Genomic DNA, 15,403 nt, shown 5'->3' with positions numbered 1-15,403 from the left:
ACGCAGACAGGTTCCCGTCACCCAACAGCCGGAGGCCGCCATGCTCGACGAGTCGCTCCTCGACGCACCGGACGATCTCGCCCGCGTCGACCGACGGGGCCTGCTCCGCGGTGCGGCCGAGGCCGGGGCCAGAGTCCGTACCGCGGCCCGGCACGCGAGCGAGGCGGGCATCGCCAACCTGCGCCCCGACGGCCGGCCGCGCGCCGTCCTGATCGCCGGGCCCGGCACCGCCGCCACCGGCGTCGCCGACCTGCTCGGCGCCCTCGCGGGCGCCTCCGCGCCCGTGATCCGGCTCGACCCCACCGGGGTCGCCCACGCCGCCGGGGCCCTGCGCTGGTCCCTGCCCGGCTGGGCCGGCTCGGTCGACCTGCTGCTCGTGGCCACCACCGACGGCACCGAGCCCGGGCTCGCCGTGCTCGCCGAGCAGGCCTACCGGCGCGGCTGCACGGTCGTCGCCGTGGCGCCCGAGCGGTCACCGCTGAGCGAGGCGGTGGACGGCGCGCACGGGCTCCTCGTACCGATGGCGAAGGCCCCGTACCAGGATTTCGACGAATCCGCCGCCGCGGGCCCGGGCGCCCTGTGGGCCCTGCTGACGCCGCTGCTGCTGCTCCTCGACAAGGTCGGCCTGATCACCGCGGCCCCCGACACCCTCCAGCTCGTCGCCGACCGGCTCGACCGGACGGCCGAACGCTGCGGGCCCGCCATCGCCACCTACTCCAACCCGGCCAAGACCCTCGCCGCCGAGCTGGCGGACTCGCTGCCGCTCATCTGGAGCGAGGGCACCGGCGCCGGCCCCGCCGGCCGCCGCTTCGCCGCCACCCTCGCCGAGCTCGCCGGCCGCCCCGCACTGGCCGCCGCGCTCCCCGAGGCACTGCCCGCCCACGGCGTCCTGCTCGCCGGTGACTTCGCCGCCGGCGCCGACCCCGACGACTTCTTCCGCGACCGGGTCGAAGAGCCCCAGGCCCTTCGCGCCCGCGTCGTCCTGCTCCGCGACCGGCCTGCCGGCGGTCTCACCGCCGCCCCCGCCGCACGCGAACTCGCCCTCAGCCACGACACGGCGATCAGCGAGCTGGAACCGGAGGAAGGCGCCGAGCTGGAGCAGCTCGCCGAACTGCTCGCCGTCACGGATTTCGCCACCGCCTACCTGGCGTTGGCGTCCGGGGGACAGGGCTGAAGCTCGCGCACGCACCCGGATCTATCCAGGAAGACGACGATGGACCGCCTCACCAACACGATCCGCCCCTACGCCTGGGGATCCACCACGGCCCTGCCCGCGCTCCTCGGTGTCGAACCCACCGGTGAACCCCAGGCCGAGCTGTGGATGGGAGCCCACCCCGGCGCCCCGTCCCGCGTCGACCGCGGCGCCGGCGAGAGGTCGCTCGCGGAGGTCATCGCCGCCGACCCCGAGGGGGAGCTCGGCGCCGCCACCGTGGCCAAGTTCGGTCCCGGGCTGCCCTTCCTCTTCAAGATCCTCGCCGCCGGCGCCCCGCTCTCCCTCCAGGTCCACCCCGACCTGGCCCAGGCGAAGGCCGGGTTCGAGGAGGAGGAGCGGCGCGGGATCCCGATCGACGCGGGCCACCGCAACTACAAGGACCCCAACCACAAGCCCGAGATGATCTGCGCGATCACGACGTTCGACGGGCTGTGCGGCTTCCGCTCCCCGCAGGCGTCCGCGGACCTCTTCGAAGGGCTGGGCGTGGGCTCCCTGAAGCCGTACGCCGACCTGCTGCGCGCCCACCCCGAGGAGGCCGCGCTCCGCGAGGTGCTGACTGCCGTACTGACCGCGGACCGCGAGCAGATGGCCCGTACGGTCACCGAGACCGCTGCCGCCGCCGCACACCTGGGCGGCGAGTACGCCACGTACGCGGCCCTGGCCCACGAGTACCCGGGGGACCCCGGCGTGCTCGCGGCCATGCTGCTCAACCACGTCCGACTCCAGCCCGGCGAGGCGCTGTTCCTCGGCGCGGGCGTCCCGCACGCCTACTTCGACGGCCTCGGTGTCGAGCTGCTGGCCAACTCGGACAACGTGCTGCGCGCCGGCCTCACCCCCAAGCACGTGGACGTCCCCGAGCTGCTGAAGATCGTGCGGTTCGAGCCGAGCGACCCGGCCGTCATGCGGCCCGAGGGGGACGGCGGCGAGGAGGTCTACGAGGCCCCCATCGACGAGTTCCGGCTCTCGCGTTTCCTCCTCGCGCCCGGCGGCGCCCCCCATGTCCTCCCCGACGGCGCCCCGCAGATCCTGCTCTGCACGGGAGGCTCCGCGCAGGCCGGCGAACTGGCGCTCACGCCCGGCGGATCGGCCTTCGTACCGGCGGACGAAAAGGTCGAACTCTCCGGAAACGGTACGGTCTTCCGGGCCACCGTGGTGGTCTGACGCGGCCTCCGGCCCAGGGGCTGCAACAATGTGCGGCCGTAGTCACTGGCCCAGGAAGGACACCCTGTACCCATGAGCGCGTCGGGCGGTACCAAGGCGATCGTGGCGGCACTCGCCGCCAACCTCGCCATCGCTGTAGCCAAATTCGTGGCGTTCCTCTTCAGCGGCTCGTCGTCGATGCTCGCGGAGAGCGTCCACTCGCTCGCGGACTCCGGTAACCAGGGCCTGCTCCTGCTCGGCGGGAAGAAGGCCCAGCGCGAGGCGACCCCGCAGCACCCCTTCGGATACGGTCGCGAGCGCTACATCTACGCCTTCCTCGTCTCCATCGTGCTCTTCACCGTCGGTGGCATGTTCGCCATCTACGAGGGCTACGAGAAGATCCACGAACCGCACCCGATCGAGGCCTGGTACTGGCCCGTCGGCGTCCTGGTCTTCGCGATCATCGCCGAGTCCTTCTCCTTCCGCACCGCGATCAAGGAGTCGAACGTGATCCGCGGCACGCTGTCGTGGACCCAGTTCGTGAAGCGGGCCAAGGCCCCCGAACTGCCCGTGGTGCTGCTGGAGGACCTCGGCGCGCTCGTCGGCCTGATCCTGGCGCTCGGCGGTGTCGGCCTCGCCCTGCTGACCGGCAACGGCGTCTGGGACGGCATCGGCACCCTGTGCATCGGCGTCCTGCTCATCGCCATCGCGATCGTCCTGGCCGCGGAGACCAAGTCCCTGCTGCTCGGTGAGTCCGCCGGCGTCGAAGAGGTCGAGAAGATCAAGGCCGCGGCCGTCGACGGGACCGTCGTCACCCGCGTCATCCACATGCGCACCCTGCACCTCGGCCCCGAGGAGCTGCTGGTCGCCGCGAAGATCGCCGTCGAGGGCAACGACACCGCGACCCAGGTGGCCGACGCGATCAACGCCGCCGAGGCCCGCATCCGCGAGGCCGTTCCGATCGCCCGCGTGATCTACCTGGAGCCGGACATCTACCGCCCCGAGGCCGCCAAGTAGTCCCGCACACCCCGTACGTACACGCCGAAGGCCCCCGCGAGCAGCAGCCCGCGGGGGCCTTCGGCGTACGTGCGGGGACCGGGGACTACGGAGCGTCCACCCGCGTGGCGCCCCAGACGGGCCCGTGCACCTCGACCGGCCTGCGCCGCCGCGCCACGAGCGAGGCGATCCCCAGCCCGACCGACGCGGGCAGGAGACAGACCCCGGCCAGCATGAGCAGGCCGAGGACCACCATCAGCGGGGACTCCTCGTGCATCCCGGAATCGACCCCGGTCACCGCGGACACCGGCAGCGTCCCCTGGTGGTGCGAGCCATGGAACCGGGAGTCCGCCGAATTGCCGCGGTTGTCGCCCAGTACGAACATCCGGCCATGCGGCACCGAGACGGCGAAACTCACCCCGCCGGCCCCGGGGTCGCCGTCGCGCACGTACGGCTCGTCGAGCGGCTTCCCGTTGAGGGTCAGCGCCCGGTCGCCCGCCGCGTAGGCGATGTGGTCCCCACCCAGCGCCACGACACGTCCGACGAACGGGCCGTCGAACCCCCACTCGGCCGGGTCGTAGGTGACCACGTCGCCGTGCCGGACCTCACCGTGGTCCTTCTCCATCGCGAGCGCGCTCCCGACGGGGATCGTGGGCAGCATGTTCTCGCTGAACTGCTTCACCGGGGCGAACCGGGCGAACATGTACGCCAGCGGACCGGCTGCCAGCGTGACACCGAGCACCAGCAGGGCGATCGCCCAGAGCCCCCGACGTCGTCCAGGCCTGCGTGCCATGAATTCCCAACCCCTCCCACCAGTACGAACGGCTGGAAGATTACGGTCTGGCCGAAAAGGCGCCGCGACTGGGGGCGCGCGGCCGGACGGGCCCCGGCATCCGGGCCCGTCCAGTTCTCCGTTCGACTGGGGTCGCCGCCGCCGATCGGTGTAGATTCGTGGGCAGTGTCAGGCGTCGCTGCTGATGGCGGGTCGGGCGGTCCCTGCGACCGGCCGAGGGGAGAGAGGACCCCCGACGGACTGTGCTCGGTGTCCCGTCCCCAGGACGGCGCACGGACCAGCCGTACCCACCTCTCGAACCATGAGGAGCAGCACCCATGGACTTCAAGGTCGCAGACCTCTCCCTGGCCGCCTTCGGCCGCAAGGAGATCACCCTCGCCGAGCACGAGATGCCGGGCCTGATGTCGATCCGCCGCGAATACGCGGAGGCCCAGCCCCTCGCCGGCGCCCGCATCACCGGCTCCCTGCACATGACCGTGCAGACGGCCGTGCTCATCGAGACCCTCGTCGCCCTCGGCGCCGACGTCCGCTGGGCCTCCTGCAACATCTTCTCCACCCAGGACCACGCTGCCGCCGCCATCGCGGTGGGCCCGAACGGCACCCCGGAGAACCCGCAGGGCGTCCCCGTCTTCGCCTGGAAGGGCGAGACGCTGGAGGAGTACTGGTGGTGCACCGAGCAGGCGCTGACCTGGCCGAACACCCCCACCGGCGGCCCGAACATGATCCTCGACGACGGTGGTGACGCCACCCTCCTCGTCCACAAGGGCGTCGAGTTCGAGAAGGCCGGCGAGGCCCCGGACCCGTCCACGGCGGACTCCGAGGAGTACGGGCACATCCTCACCCTGCTCAACCGCACCCTCGGCGAGTCCCCCCAGAAGTGGACCCAGCTCGCGTCCGAGATCCGCGGCGTGACGGAGGAGACCACCACCGGTGTCCACCGTCTCTACGAGATGATGTCCGAGGGCACCCTGCTGTTCCCGGCGATCAACGTGAACGACGCCGTCACCAAGTCGAAGTTCGACAACAAGTACGGCTGCCGCCACTCCCTCATCGACGGCATCAACCGCGCCACCGACGTCCTCATCGGCGGCAAGGTCGCGGTCGTCTTCGGCTACGGCGACGTCGGCAAGGGCTGCGCCGAGTCGCTCCGCGGCCAGGGCGCGCGCGTCATCGTCACCGAGATCGACCCGATCTGCGCCCTGCAGGCGGCGATGGACGGCTACCAGGTCGCCACGCTGGACGACGTCGTCGAGATCGCCGACATCTTCATCACCACGACCGGCAACAAGGACATCATCATGGCCGCCGACATGGCCAAGATGAAGCACCAGGCCATCGTGGGCAACATCGGCCACTTCGACAACGAGATCGACATGGCCGGCCTGGCCAAGGTCGAGGGCATCGTCAAGGACGAGGTCAAGCCGCAGGTCCACACCTGGACGTTCCCCGACGGCAAGGTCCTGATCGTGCTCTCCGAGGGCCGCCTGCTCAACCTCGGCAACGCGACCGGCCACCCCTCCTTCGTCATGTCGAACTCCTTCGCGGACCAGACCCTGGCCCAGATCGAGCTCTTCACCAAGCCGGAGGAGTACCCGACCGACGTCTACGTGCTGCCCAAGCACCTCGACGAGAAGGTCGCCCGCCTCCACCTGGACGCCCTCGGCGTCAAGCTCACCACCCTCCGCCCGGAGCAGGCCGCCTACATCGGCGTCAAGGTCGAGGGCCCGTACAAGCCGGACCACTACCGCTACTGATCACCGGCTGATCAACCGCGGACGGACCTGAAGCAGGCCCCCGGCACACGTGCCGGGGGCCTGCCCCGTATCCCCCGATCCGAAGAAGTGTGCGCACCATGCCCCGCGGCCGATACTCGCTCCACGACCCGCACGACCACACCCCCCTCGCCGAGGAGCACTTCCACTGCGCCCCCGGCCCCTCCGGCTGGCGCTACGTCTCCCAGCTGACCACCCCGGACGGCGATCACCGCGGCTCCGTCGACCTGGCGATCGACGAACTCGGCCGCCCCATCCGCCTGGAGGTCAACGCCGCGAGCTGGCAGGTCCGCGGAGCCGCCCTCGACGGCGTCACCTGGGTCCGCACCGACCCCACCGGCACGGAGGCCACCGAGGGCAACATCGCCGCCCCCGGCTTCACCGGTACCTCCCCGGCCTTCCTGATCGCCACGACCCGCCTGCTGCGCCTCACCCCCGGCGCGCCCGCGACCCGCGTCCGCCTGCTCGCCCTGACCGACCCGGTCCTGGCCCCGCGTACGGTCGACCAGGCCTGGGCCCTGGTGGCCCGCCAGGAACACGCCACGGACAGCGGCCCGCTCCTCGTGGACGAGTACCGGATCACCGCCCTGGACACGGGCGAGGTCCACACGGTCCACATCGCCGGCGACGTGGTCCTCTCGGCCCCCGGCATCGAACTGGAACACCTGGAGACCCCGCCCTCGGCCTTCGAGGAGCACTGACCCCCGCCCCGCCCGGCCCCGCCCCGCTCAGGCGGGCGGAGCGAACCCACCGGCGCGCGGAGCCTCCACGGGAGCCGCCGGAGCCGCCGGAGCCGCCGGGGCCGCCGGGGCCGCGGGCGCGGGAGCGACGTGGGGGGCGTACGGGGCGGGCTGCGCGTGTTGCGCGGGCGCCGCGGTAGGCACCGGCCCGAAACCGGACGGGACCGCAGGGGCCGAAGCGACCGGAGGGACGGGCGAGGCGGCGGAAGCGGCCGCCGTGTGGAAGGCCCGGGCGGCATCGCGCGACTGACGCTCGTGGACCACGGCCATCAGGAATGCCGCGGCCGGCACCCCCGCCGGCGGCGGCGCCCCCGTACGCGCCACGAGATCGTCCGCGAGCCGCGCCGCCATCGCCGCACCCACCTGCGGATCCAGCTGGTTCATGCGCGTCAGGTACTGGCGGATCGCCAGCCACAGCCCGTCCGGTACGGCGGACAGGTCCAGCTGGGTGAACCGTCCCGCCAGCCACGGCGGCGGCGCCGGCACCGGCATCACCCGCGCACCCGGCACCCGTTCCCGGACCACCAGGGTCCCCGCGAAGACGTCCCCGAGCCGCCGCCCGCGCGCCGACACCAGCGAGGCGATGGCCGCCACCGTGCCGAAGGTCAGCAGCAGCTCCACCACGCCGAGGGCCCCGCGCACCAGCGCGTGCCGGAACCGGATCGGCCCGCCGTCGTCGCGCACCACCCGCAGCCCGCAGGCGAGCTTGCCCAGCGAACGCCCGTGGGACAGGGTCTCGACCGCGATCGGGATGCCGACCAGCAGCAACAGGAAGCTCGCCACGGCGATGGCGGCCTGCGCCGCAGGATCCATCGAGGCGGTCGCGAAGGTCAGCCCGACCCCGATGAGCCCGTACGCGGTGACGTAGACCACCAGGTCCAGCAGGATCGCCAGCGCCCGGCTCGGCAGCCTCGCCGGCCGCAGCCCCAGGACGACCGCGTCCCCCGTCACCAGATCGCTCACCGCGGCACCTCTCATGTGGACCTGCCCCCGCCCCTACTGCATCAAGTCTGCCAAGCTGACCACACTAGGAATAGGCAGCGGCCAGGGGACCTGGGCAGGGGAGCGCACCGGATGGATCTCGACGTCTTCGTCACGGCACACCGCGCGGAATGGGACCGCCTGGAGCAGCTCCTGGGCCGCGGCCGCAAGCTGACGGGCGAGGAGGCCGACGAACTCGTCGCCCTCTACCAGCGCACCTCGACCCATCTCTCCCTCATCCAGTCCAGCGCACCGGACCCCATGCTCACCGGACGGCTGACCCAGCTGGTCGCGCGCGCCCGCGCCACGGTCACGGGCACCCGCCGCGCCGGCTGGCGCGACGCCGCCCTCTTCTTCACCGTGGGCTTCCCGGCCGCGGTCTACCGCAGCCGCCGCTGGTGGATACCGACGGCCCTGCTCTCCACGGCGCTCGGCGTGCTCATCGGCTGGTGGATAGCCACGCACCCGGAGGTCCAGGGCGCCATCGCCGCCCCGGAGCAGCTGAAGGAGCTGACGAAACCGGGCGGCGAGTACGAGACGTACTACTCCAGCAACCCCGCGGGCTCCTTCGCCGCCCAGGTCTGGACGAACAACGCCCAGGCGGCCGCGATCTGCCTGGTCCTGGGTGTCTTCCTGGGGATCCCGGTGCTGTGGATCCTCTTCCTGAACATGGCCAACCTCGGGGTCGGCCTCGGCCTGATGGCATCCGCCGGCCGGCTCGACGTCTTCCTGGGCCTGATCCTCCCGCACGGCCTGCTCGAACTGACGGCCGTCTTCGTGGCCGCGGGCACCGGGCTGCGCCTGGGCTGGACGGTCATCGACCCCGGCCCCCGCACCCGTCGCACGGCCCTCGCCGAACAGGGCCGGGCCGCCCTCGGCATGGCCATCGGCCTCGCGGTGGTCCTCTTCGTCTCCGGCCTGATCGAAGGCTTCGTCACCCCCTCGGGGCTCCCCACCTGGGCGCGCATCACGATCGGCGTGGTCGCCGAGGCGGTCTTCCTGCTCTACGTCTTCATCCTGGGCGGCAGGGCCGCCCGCGCCGGCGAACTCGGCGACGTGGAGGCCGCCGACCGGACCGCAACGCTCCCGACCGCGGCCTGATGTGCGTACAAGCCTGCTGAGCTGCTAGTCTCCTCGTCGTCCCGCAAACGCCGTTGACACGGAACGAGCGGGGAGGTAGATTCGAACGGTTGCCTCGAACTGGACAAGTTCGGCAGCGATGGTTTAAAGTCTCTCTCACCCCACATGGACATCAAGATCCGATCGGGGTACATCCGAATCCTCATCTCAGGAATTCGAAGCCGGGAAATCCGGTGGAAAACTTCTGATAGAGTCGGAACCGCCGGAAAGGGAAACGCGAAAGCGAAAACCTGGAAAGCACCGAGGAAATCGGACACGAAAGAGTCTGATAGAGTCGGAAACGCAAGACAGCAGAACGAAAGCCCGGAGGAAAACCCGCGAGGGTGAGTACGAAGGAAGCGTCCGTTCCTTGAGAACTCAACAGCGTGCCAAAAATCAACGCCAGAAGTTGATACCCCGTCCACTTCGGTGGATGAGGTTCCTTTGAAAAAGACCTGTCGGGCCTTCGGGTGCTTGCAGGCGACAAACACAGCGAGGACGTTGTGGCGCGTCGGTCATATTCCGACATGATGCGCCCGCTCTTTCGTGCGTGTGCACCCGATCACGGGTAAACATTCATGGAGAGTTTGATCCTGGCTCAGGACGAACGCTGGCGGCGTGCTTAACACATGCAAGTCGAACGATGAAGCCCTTCGGGGTGGATTAGTGGCGAACGGGTGAGTAACACGTGGGCAATCTGCCCTTCACTCTGGGACAAGCCCTGGAAACGGGGTCTAATACCGGATACGACTGCGGAAGGCATCTTCTGCGGTGGAAAGCTCCGGCGGTGAAGGATGAGCCCGCGGCCTATCAGCTTGTTGGTGGGGTAATGGCCTACCAAGGCGACGACGGGTAGCCGGCCTGAGAGGGCGACCGGCCACACTGGGACTGAGACACGGCCCAGACTCCTACGGGAGGCAGCAGTGGGGAATATTGCACAATGGGCGAAAGCCTGATGCAGCGACGCCGCGTGAGGGATGACGGCCTTCGGGTTGTAAACCTCTTTCAGCAGGGAAGAAGCGAAAGTGACGGTACCTGCAGAAGAAGCGCCGGCTAACTACGTGCCAGCAGCCGCGGTAATACGTAGGGCGCAAGCGTTGTCCGGAATTATTGGGCGTAAAGAGCTCGTAGGCGGCTTGTCACGTCGGATGTGAAAGCCCGAGGCTTAACCTCGGGTCTGCATTCGATACGGGCTAGCTAGAGTGTGGTAGGGGAGATCGGAATTCCTGGTGTAGCGGTGAAATGCGCAGATATCAGGAGGAACACCGGTGGCGAAGGCGGATCTCTGGGCCATTACTGACGCTGAGGAGCGAAAGCGTGGGGAGCGAACAGGATTAGATACCCTGGTAGTCCACGCCGTAAACGTTGGGAACTAGGTGTTGGCGACATTCCACGTCGTCGGTGCCGCAGCTAACGCATTAAGTTCCCCGCCTGGGGAGTACGGCCGCAAGGCTAAAACTCAAAGGAATTGACGGGGGCCCGCACAAGCGGCGGAGCATGTGGCTTAATTCGACGCAACGCGAAGAACCTTACCAAGGCTTGACATATACCGGAAAGCATTAGAGATAGTGCCCCCCTTGTGGTCGGTATACAGGTGGTGCATGGCTGTCGTCAGCTCGTGTCGTGAGATGTTGGGTTAAGTCCCGCAACGAGCGCAACCCTTGTCCTGTGTTGCCAGCATGCCCTTCGGGGTGATGGGGACTCACAGGAGACCGCCGGGGTCAACTCGGAGGAAGGTGGGGACGACGTCAAGTCATCATGCCCCTTATGTCTTGGGCTGCACACGTGCTACAATGGCCGGTACAATGAGCTGCGATACCGTGAGGTGGAGCGAATCTCAAAAAGCCGGTCTCAGTTCGGATTGGGGTCTGCAACTCGACCCCATGAAGTCGGAGTCGCTAGTAATCGCAGATCAGCATTGCTGCGGTGAATACGTTCCCGGGCCTTGTACACACCGCCCGTCACGTCACGAAAGTCGGTAACACCCGAAGCCGGTGGCCCAACCCTTGTGGAGGGAGCTGTCGAAGGTGGGACTGGCGATTGGGACGAAGTCGTAACAAGGTAGCCGTACCGGAAGGTGCGGCTGGATCACCTCCTTTCTAAGGAGCACAGTACCGATTGCAGACAAACGTTCTGCACGGTCAGCTCATGGGTGGAACGTTGATTAGTTGGCACGGTTTCTGACACTTCCTGTAAGTACTGCTTCGGCGTGGAACACAGCGAAAGTCGACGGGATCGTGCTTGGCACGTTGTTGGGTCCTGAAGGTACGGCCGTTGGTCATGTCTTCAGTGCCGGCCCCAGTGAACTTGATTCCTTGTGGATCAGGGTGATGGGTGGCTGGTCGTTGTTTGAGAACTACACAGTGGACGCGAGCATCTGTGGCCAAGTTTTTAAGGGCGCACGGTGGATGCCTTGGCACCAGGAACCGATGAAGGACGTGAGAGGCCGCGATAGGCCCCGGGGAGCTGCCAACTGAGCTTTGATCCGGGGGTGTCCGAATGGGGAAACCCGGCAGTCGTCATGGGCTGTCACCCGCTGCTGAACACATAGGCAGTGTGGAGGGAACGAGGGGAAGTGAAACATCTCAGTACCCTCAGGAAGAGAAAACAACCGTGATTCCGGGAGTAGTGGCGAGCGAAACCGGATGAGGCCAAACCGTATGCGTGTGATACCCGGCAGGGGTTGCGCATGCGGGGTTGTGGGAGTGAGCTTTCACGGTCTGCCGGCTGTGAGGCGAGTCAGAAACCGTATGGATAGGCGAAGGACATGCGAAAGGTCCGGCGTAGAGGGTAAGACCCCCGTAGCTGAAATCTGTACGGCTTGCTTGCTCATTTCCCAAGTAGCACGGGGCCCGAGAAATCCCGTGTGAATCTGGCGGGACCACCCGCTAAGCCTAAATATTCCCTGGTGACCGATAGCGGATAGTACCGTGAGGGAATGGTGAAAAGTACCGCGGGAGCGGAGTGAAATAGTACCTGAAACCGTGTGCCTACAAGCCGTGGGAGCGTCGGATGCAGCTTGCTGCATCTCGTGACTGCGTGCCTTTTGAAGAATGAGCCTGCGAGTTAGCGGTGTGTAGCGAGGTTAACCCGTGTGGGGAAGCCGTAGCGAAAGCGAGTCCGAACAGGGCGATTGAGTTGCACGCTCTAGACCCGAAGCGGAGTGATCTAGCCATGGGCAGGTTGAAGCGGAGGTAAGACTTCGTGGAGGACCGAACCCACCAGGGTTGAAAACCTGGGGGATGACCTGTGGTTAGGGGTGAAAGGCCAATCAAACTCCGTGATAGCTGGTTCTCCCCGAAATGCATTTAGGTGCAGCGTCGTGTGTTTCTTGCCGGAGGTAGAGCACTGGATAGGCGATGGGCCCTACCGGGTTACTGACCTTAGCCAAACTCCGAATGCCGGTAAGTGAGAGCACGGCAGTGAGACTGTGGGGGATAAGCTCCATGGTCGAGAGGGAAACAGCCCAGAGCATCGACTAAGGCCCCTAAGCGTACGCTAAGTGGGAAAGGATGTGGAGTCGCAGAGACAACCAGGAGGTTGGCTTAGAAGCAGCCACCCTTGAAAGAGTGCGTAATAGCTCACTGGTCAAGTGATTCCGCGCCGACAATGTAGCGGGGCTCAAGCGTACCGCCGAAGTCGTGTCATTGCAGCTATAGGGCCAACGCCCGCTGTGATGGGTAGGGGAGCGTCGTGTGCCGGGTGAAGCAGCAGCGGAAGCTAGTTGTGGACGGTTCACGAGTGAGAATGCAGGCATGAGTAGCGATACACACGTGAGAAACGTGTGCGCCGATTGACTAAGGGTTCCTGGGTCAAGCTGATCTGCCCAGGGTAAGTCGGGACCTAAGGCGAGGCCGACAGGCGTAGTCGATGGACAACCGGTTGATATTCCGGTACCCGCTTTGAAACGCCCAATATCGAATCAGGCGATGCTAAGTCCGTGAAGCCGTTCCGGACCCTTCGGGGAAAGGAAAGTGGTGGAGCCGACGAACCAGACTTGTAGTAGGTAAGCGATGGGGTGACGCAGGAAGGTAGTCCAGCCCGGGCGGTGGTTGTCCCGGGGTAAGGGTGTAGGCCGAGGGGTAGGCAAATCCGTCCCTCATACAAGGCTGAGACCTGATGCCGAGCCGATTGTGGTGAAGTGGATGATCCTATGCTGTCGAGAAAAGCCTCTAGCGAGTTTCATGGCGGCCCGTACCCTAAACCGACTCAGGTGGTCAGGTAGAGAATACCGAGGCGTTCGGGTGAACTATGGTTAAGGAACTCGGCAAAATGCCCCCGTAACTTCGGGAGAAGGGGGGCCATCACTGGTGATCCAACTTGCTTGGTGAGCTGGGGGTGGCCGCAGAGACCAGCGAGAAGCGACTGTTTACTAAAAACACAGGTCCGTGCGAAGCCGTAAGGCGATGTATACGGACTGACGCCTGCCCGGTGCTGGAACGTTAAGGGGACCGGTTAGTGACCTTTCGGGGTTGCGAAGCTGAGAACTTAAGCGCCAGTAAACGGCGGTGGTAACTATAACCATCCTAAGGTAGCGAAATTCCTTGTCGGGTAAGTTCCGACCTGCACGAATGGCGTAACGACTTCTCGACTGTCTCAACCATAGGCCCGGTGAAATTGCACTACGAGTAAAGATGCTCGTTTCGCGCAGCAGGACGGAAAGACCCCGGGACCTTTACTACAGTTTGATATTGGTGTTCGGTTCGGCTTGTGTAGGATAGGTGGGAGACTTTGAAGCATCAACGCCAGTTGGTGTGGAGTCGCCGTTGAAATACCACTCTGGTCGTGCTGGATGTCTAACCTCGGTCCGTGATCCGGATCAGGGACAGTGTCTGATGGGTAGTTTAACTGGGGCGGTTGCCTCCCAAAGGGTAACGGAGGCGCCCAAAGGTTCCCTCAGCCTGGTTGGCAATCAGGTGTTGAGTGTAAGTGCACAAGGGAGCTTGACTGTGAGACCGACGGGTCGAGCAGGGACGAAAGTCGGGACTAGTGATCCGGCGGTGGCTTGTGGAAGCGCCGTCGCTCAACGGATAAAAGGTACCCCGGGGATAACAGGCTGATCTTCCCCAAGAGTCCATATCGACGGGATGGTTTGGCACCTCGATGTCGGCTCGTCGCATCCTGGGGCTGGAGTCGGTCCCAAGGGTTGGGCTGTTCGCCCATTAAAGCGGTACGCGAGCTGGGTTTAGAACGTCGTGAGACAGTTCGGTCCCTATCCGCTGTGCGCGTAGGAATATTGAGAAGGGCTGTCCCTAGTACGAGAGGACCGGGACGGACGAACCTCTGGTGTGCCAGTTGTCCTGCCAAGGGCATGGCTGGTTGGCTACGTTCGGGAGGGATAACCGCTGAAAGCATCTAAGCGGGAAGCCTGCTTCAAGATGAGTATTCCCACCTCCTTGAGAGGGTAAGGCTCCCAGTAGACGACTGGGTTGATAGGCCAGATGTGGAAGCCCGGTAACGGGTGAAGCTGACTGGTACTAATAGGCCGAGGGCTTGTCCTCAGTTGCTCGCGTCCACTGTGTTAGTTCTGAAATAACGAACAGCTGTGATGTCAGCCAGCGTTCGAATTTCATAGTGTTTCGGTGGTCATAGCGTTAGGGAAACGCCCGGTTACATTCCGAACCCGGAAGCTAAGCCTTTCAGCGCCGATGGTACTGCAGGGGGGACCCTGTGGGAGAGTAGGACGCCGCCGAACAATCATTGTGGGAAAGCCCCGCACCAGTCATGGTGCGGGGCTTTTCTGCGTTCAGGCTCCGGTTCGAGGGAAACCCGGCGGAAGCGGAACGGATGTTCATATGATGACGCCCACGCCTTCGGCGTCCCCCTCGCCGACCTCGGCTCCTCCGAGCACGGCAGCTCCCGCGCCGCTGCGTACGGCCGACCCGAAGCCGCCGGCACCGGCCACGACGAAGGCGTCGGCCCCGTCGGCGAAGGCCGAGTGCGAGATCGTCTCCAACGCGGGCAACTGCTATAACGCGGGCCAGTTCTGCCGGAAGGCCGACCCGGGGCGGTCCACACCCACGCCGGTAACGGGCGCTTGATCCATTGCCGACTGGACGGCACGCAGCCGCGCTGGCAGTACTGATTGCCGTGAACGCGGGAGTGCCCCGCACCGTACGGTGCGGGGCTTTTCTGCGTTCTGGGGCCTGTCGGCTGATTCGGAGCCGGAGGGGCCCGTATCACCAGTCGGCGGGATAGCTTTTCAGGCTGCTCGTGTCGAGCGTCCAGCGGCCGGCAGTGACGCTGTCGCCGAAGGCGTAGGGGACCGACTTGCGGAAGCGGATGCCGTCCGGCCCCGTTGAGGGGTCGCTGTGCACGGTGACGGTCTTCTTGTCCTTGCGGGGATCCACGACGACGTACAGCGGGACTCCCATTCTGGGGTAGTCGTACAGCTTGTCGCGGATGTCGGTGAGTGAGTTCGTCCGTGAGACGACCTCCACCACCAGCAGGACGTCACGCGAGTTGACGGCCTTCGCCGTGTCATCGGTGTTTTCCTCCGCCATGACCAACAGATCAGGGATTTTGGTCAGGCCGGTCACCGGATCGCCCATGTTCGTGCCGCTGAGAGTTGCGACGTTATGCATCTGGGCCTCGATCTGGCGACGCAGACGCATCACGTTGAGCCCGTGGGGGGCGTCGGCGCATCTGC

The 15,403-nt window shown here is 66.2% G+C and carries 10 protein-coding genes and 3 rRNA genes; 9 read left to right on the top strand and 4 right to left on the bottom strand.

Annotation, left to right across the window (positions count from 1 at the left end; all coding sequences use genetic code 11):
• Positions 1-40 precede the first annotated feature (40 nt).
• The 3 genes from NRK68_RS13385 (at position 41) to NRK68_RS13375 (ending at position 3,370) form a co-directional block, all read left to right on the top strand.
• Positions 41-1,174 (top strand): SIS domain-containing protein, encoded by a 1,134-nt coding sequence (locus NRK68_RS13385; RefSeq protein ID WP_183069816.1) that lies wholly within the window; start codon positions 41-43, stop codon positions 1,172-1,174.
• Positions 1,175-1,213: 39 nt separating this feature from the next.
• Entirely contained in the window at positions 1,214-2,374 is a 1,161-nt protein-coding gene (gene manA, locus NRK68_RS13380; protein WP_183069815.1) for a mannose-6-phosphate isomerase, class I, read from the top strand.
• Between the two features lie 72 nt (positions 2,375-2,446).
• Positions 2,447-3,370: a cation diffusion facilitator family transporter gene (locus tag NRK68_RS13375; RefSeq protein ID WP_183069814.1), complete on the top strand. Its 924-nt coding sequence runs from the start codon at positions 2,447-2,449 to the stop codon at positions 3,368-3,370.
• Positions 3,371-3,455: 85 nt separating this feature from the next.
• Here NRK68_RS13375 and lepB read toward each other — a convergent pair whose 3' ends face one another.
• A complete protein-coding gene (gene lepB, locus NRK68_RS13370; RefSeq protein ID WP_183069813.1) occupies positions 3,456-4,142 on the bottom strand; it encodes a signal peptidase I in 687 nt (228 codons plus the stop codon).
• A gap of 317 nt (positions 4,143-4,459) precedes the next feature.
• On the opposite strand from lepB, the gene ahcY reads away from it, so the two are divergent.
• Together ahcY and NRK68_RS13360 are read left to right on the top strand one after the other, a co-directional pair.
• Complete coding sequence (gene ahcY / locus NRK68_RS13365; protein WP_183069812.1) at positions 4,460-5,896, top strand: adenosylhomocysteinase; 1,437 nt, start codon at positions 4,460-4,462, stop codon at positions 5,894-5,896.
• 98 nt (positions 5,897-5,994) lie between these two features.
• Positions 5,995-6,615 carry a hypothetical protein gene (locus NRK68_RS13360; protein WP_183069811.1) on the top strand — a complete coding sequence of 207 codons (621 nt, stop codon included), beginning with the start codon at positions 5,995-5,997 and terminating at the stop codon, positions 6,613-6,615.
• A gap of 27 nt (positions 6,616-6,642) precedes the next feature.
• On the opposite strand, the gene NRK68_RS13355 is transcribed toward NRK68_RS13360, so the two are convergent.
• Positions 6,643-7,617 carry an RDD family protein gene (locus NRK68_RS13355; protein ID WP_257855860.1) on the bottom strand — a complete coding sequence of 325 codons (975 nt, stop codon included), beginning with the start codon at positions 7,615-7,617 and terminating at the stop codon, positions 6,643-6,645.
• A 111-nt stretch (positions 7,618-7,728) separates the two neighbouring features.
• Here NRK68_RS13355 and NRK68_RS13350 point away from each other — a divergent pair, with 111 nt between their 5' ends.
• The 4 genes from NRK68_RS13350 (at position 7,729) to rrf (ending at position 14,449) form a co-directional block, all read left to right on the top strand.
• A complete protein-coding gene (locus NRK68_RS13350; RefSeq protein WP_257855859.1) occupies positions 7,729-8,736 on the top strand; it encodes a stage II sporulation protein M in 1,008 nt (335 codons plus the stop codon).
• A 593-nt stretch (positions 8,737-9,329) separates the two neighbouring features.
• Positions 9,330-10,853 (top strand): 16S ribosomal RNA (locus tag NRK68_RS13345).
• Between the two features lie 282 nt (positions 10,854-11,135).
• Positions 11,136-14,255: ribosomal RNA gene (locus NRK68_RS13340) — 23S ribosomal RNA — on the top strand.
• Positions 14,256-14,332: 77 nt separating this feature from the next.
• Positions 14,333-14,449 (top strand): 5S ribosomal RNA (gene rrf / locus NRK68_RS13335).
• Together the 16S, 23S and 5S rRNA genes form the textbook arrangement of a ribosomal RNA operon.
• A gap of 96 nt (positions 14,450-14,545) precedes the next feature.
• Here rrf and NRK68_RS13330 read toward each other — a convergent pair.
• Both NRK68_RS13330 and NRK68_RS13325 read right to left on the bottom strand, forming a co-directional pair.
• Complete coding sequence (locus NRK68_RS13330) at positions 14,546-14,710, bottom strand: hypothetical protein (RefSeq protein WP_257855858.1); 165 nt, start codon at positions 14,708-14,710, stop codon at positions 14,546-14,548.
• Between the two features lie 223 nt (positions 14,711-14,933).
• Positions 14,934-15,368, bottom strand: a complete 435-nt coding sequence (locus NRK68_RS13325; RefSeq protein WP_257857839.1) for a Uma2 family endonuclease — start codon at positions 15,366-15,368, stop codon at positions 14,934-14,936.
• Between the last annotated feature and the right edge of the window lie 35 nt (positions 15,369-15,403).

Source organism: Streptomyces yangpuensis, assembly GCF_024666385.1.
GTDB lineage: Bacteria > Actinomycetota > Actinomycetes > Streptomycetales > Streptomycetaceae > Streptomyces > Streptomyces yangpuensis.
Note: the sequence above shows the minus strand (reverse complement) of the source record. Positions and strands in the feature narration are given on the sequence as shown.

Excerpts from the sequence above, each read along its gene's own strand:
- NRK68_RS13385 (WP_183069816.1), top strand. The coding sequence starts at position 41 with ATGCTCGACGAGTCGCTCCTCGACGCACCGGACGATCTCGCCCGCGTC.
- manA (WP_183069815.1), top strand. The coding sequence starts at position 1,214 with ATGGACCGCCTCACCAACACGATCCGCCCCTACGCCTGGGGATCCACC.
- NRK68_RS13375 (WP_183069814.1), top strand. The coding sequence starts at position 2,447 with ATGAGCGCGTCGGGCGGTACCAAGGCGATCGTGGCGGCACTCGCCGCC.
- lepB (WP_183069813.1), bottom strand. The coding sequence starts at position 4,142 with ATGGCACGCAGGCCTGGACGACGTCGGGGGCTCTGGGCGATCGCCCTG.
- ahcY (WP_183069812.1), top strand. The coding sequence starts at position 4,460 with ATGGACTTCAAGGTCGCAGACCTCTCCCTGGCCGCCTTCGGCCGCAAG.
- NRK68_RS13360 (WP_183069811.1), top strand. The coding sequence starts at position 5,995 with ATGCCCCGCGGCCGATACTCGCTCCACGACCCGCACGACCACACCCCC.
- NRK68_RS13350 (WP_257855859.1), top strand. The coding sequence starts at position 7,729 with ATGGATCTCGACGTCTTCGTCACGGCACACCGCGCGGAATGGGACCGC.
- NRK68_RS13325 (WP_257857839.1), bottom strand. The coding sequence starts at position 15,368 with ATGCGTCTGCGTCGCCAGATCGAGGCCCAGATGCATAACGTCGCAACT.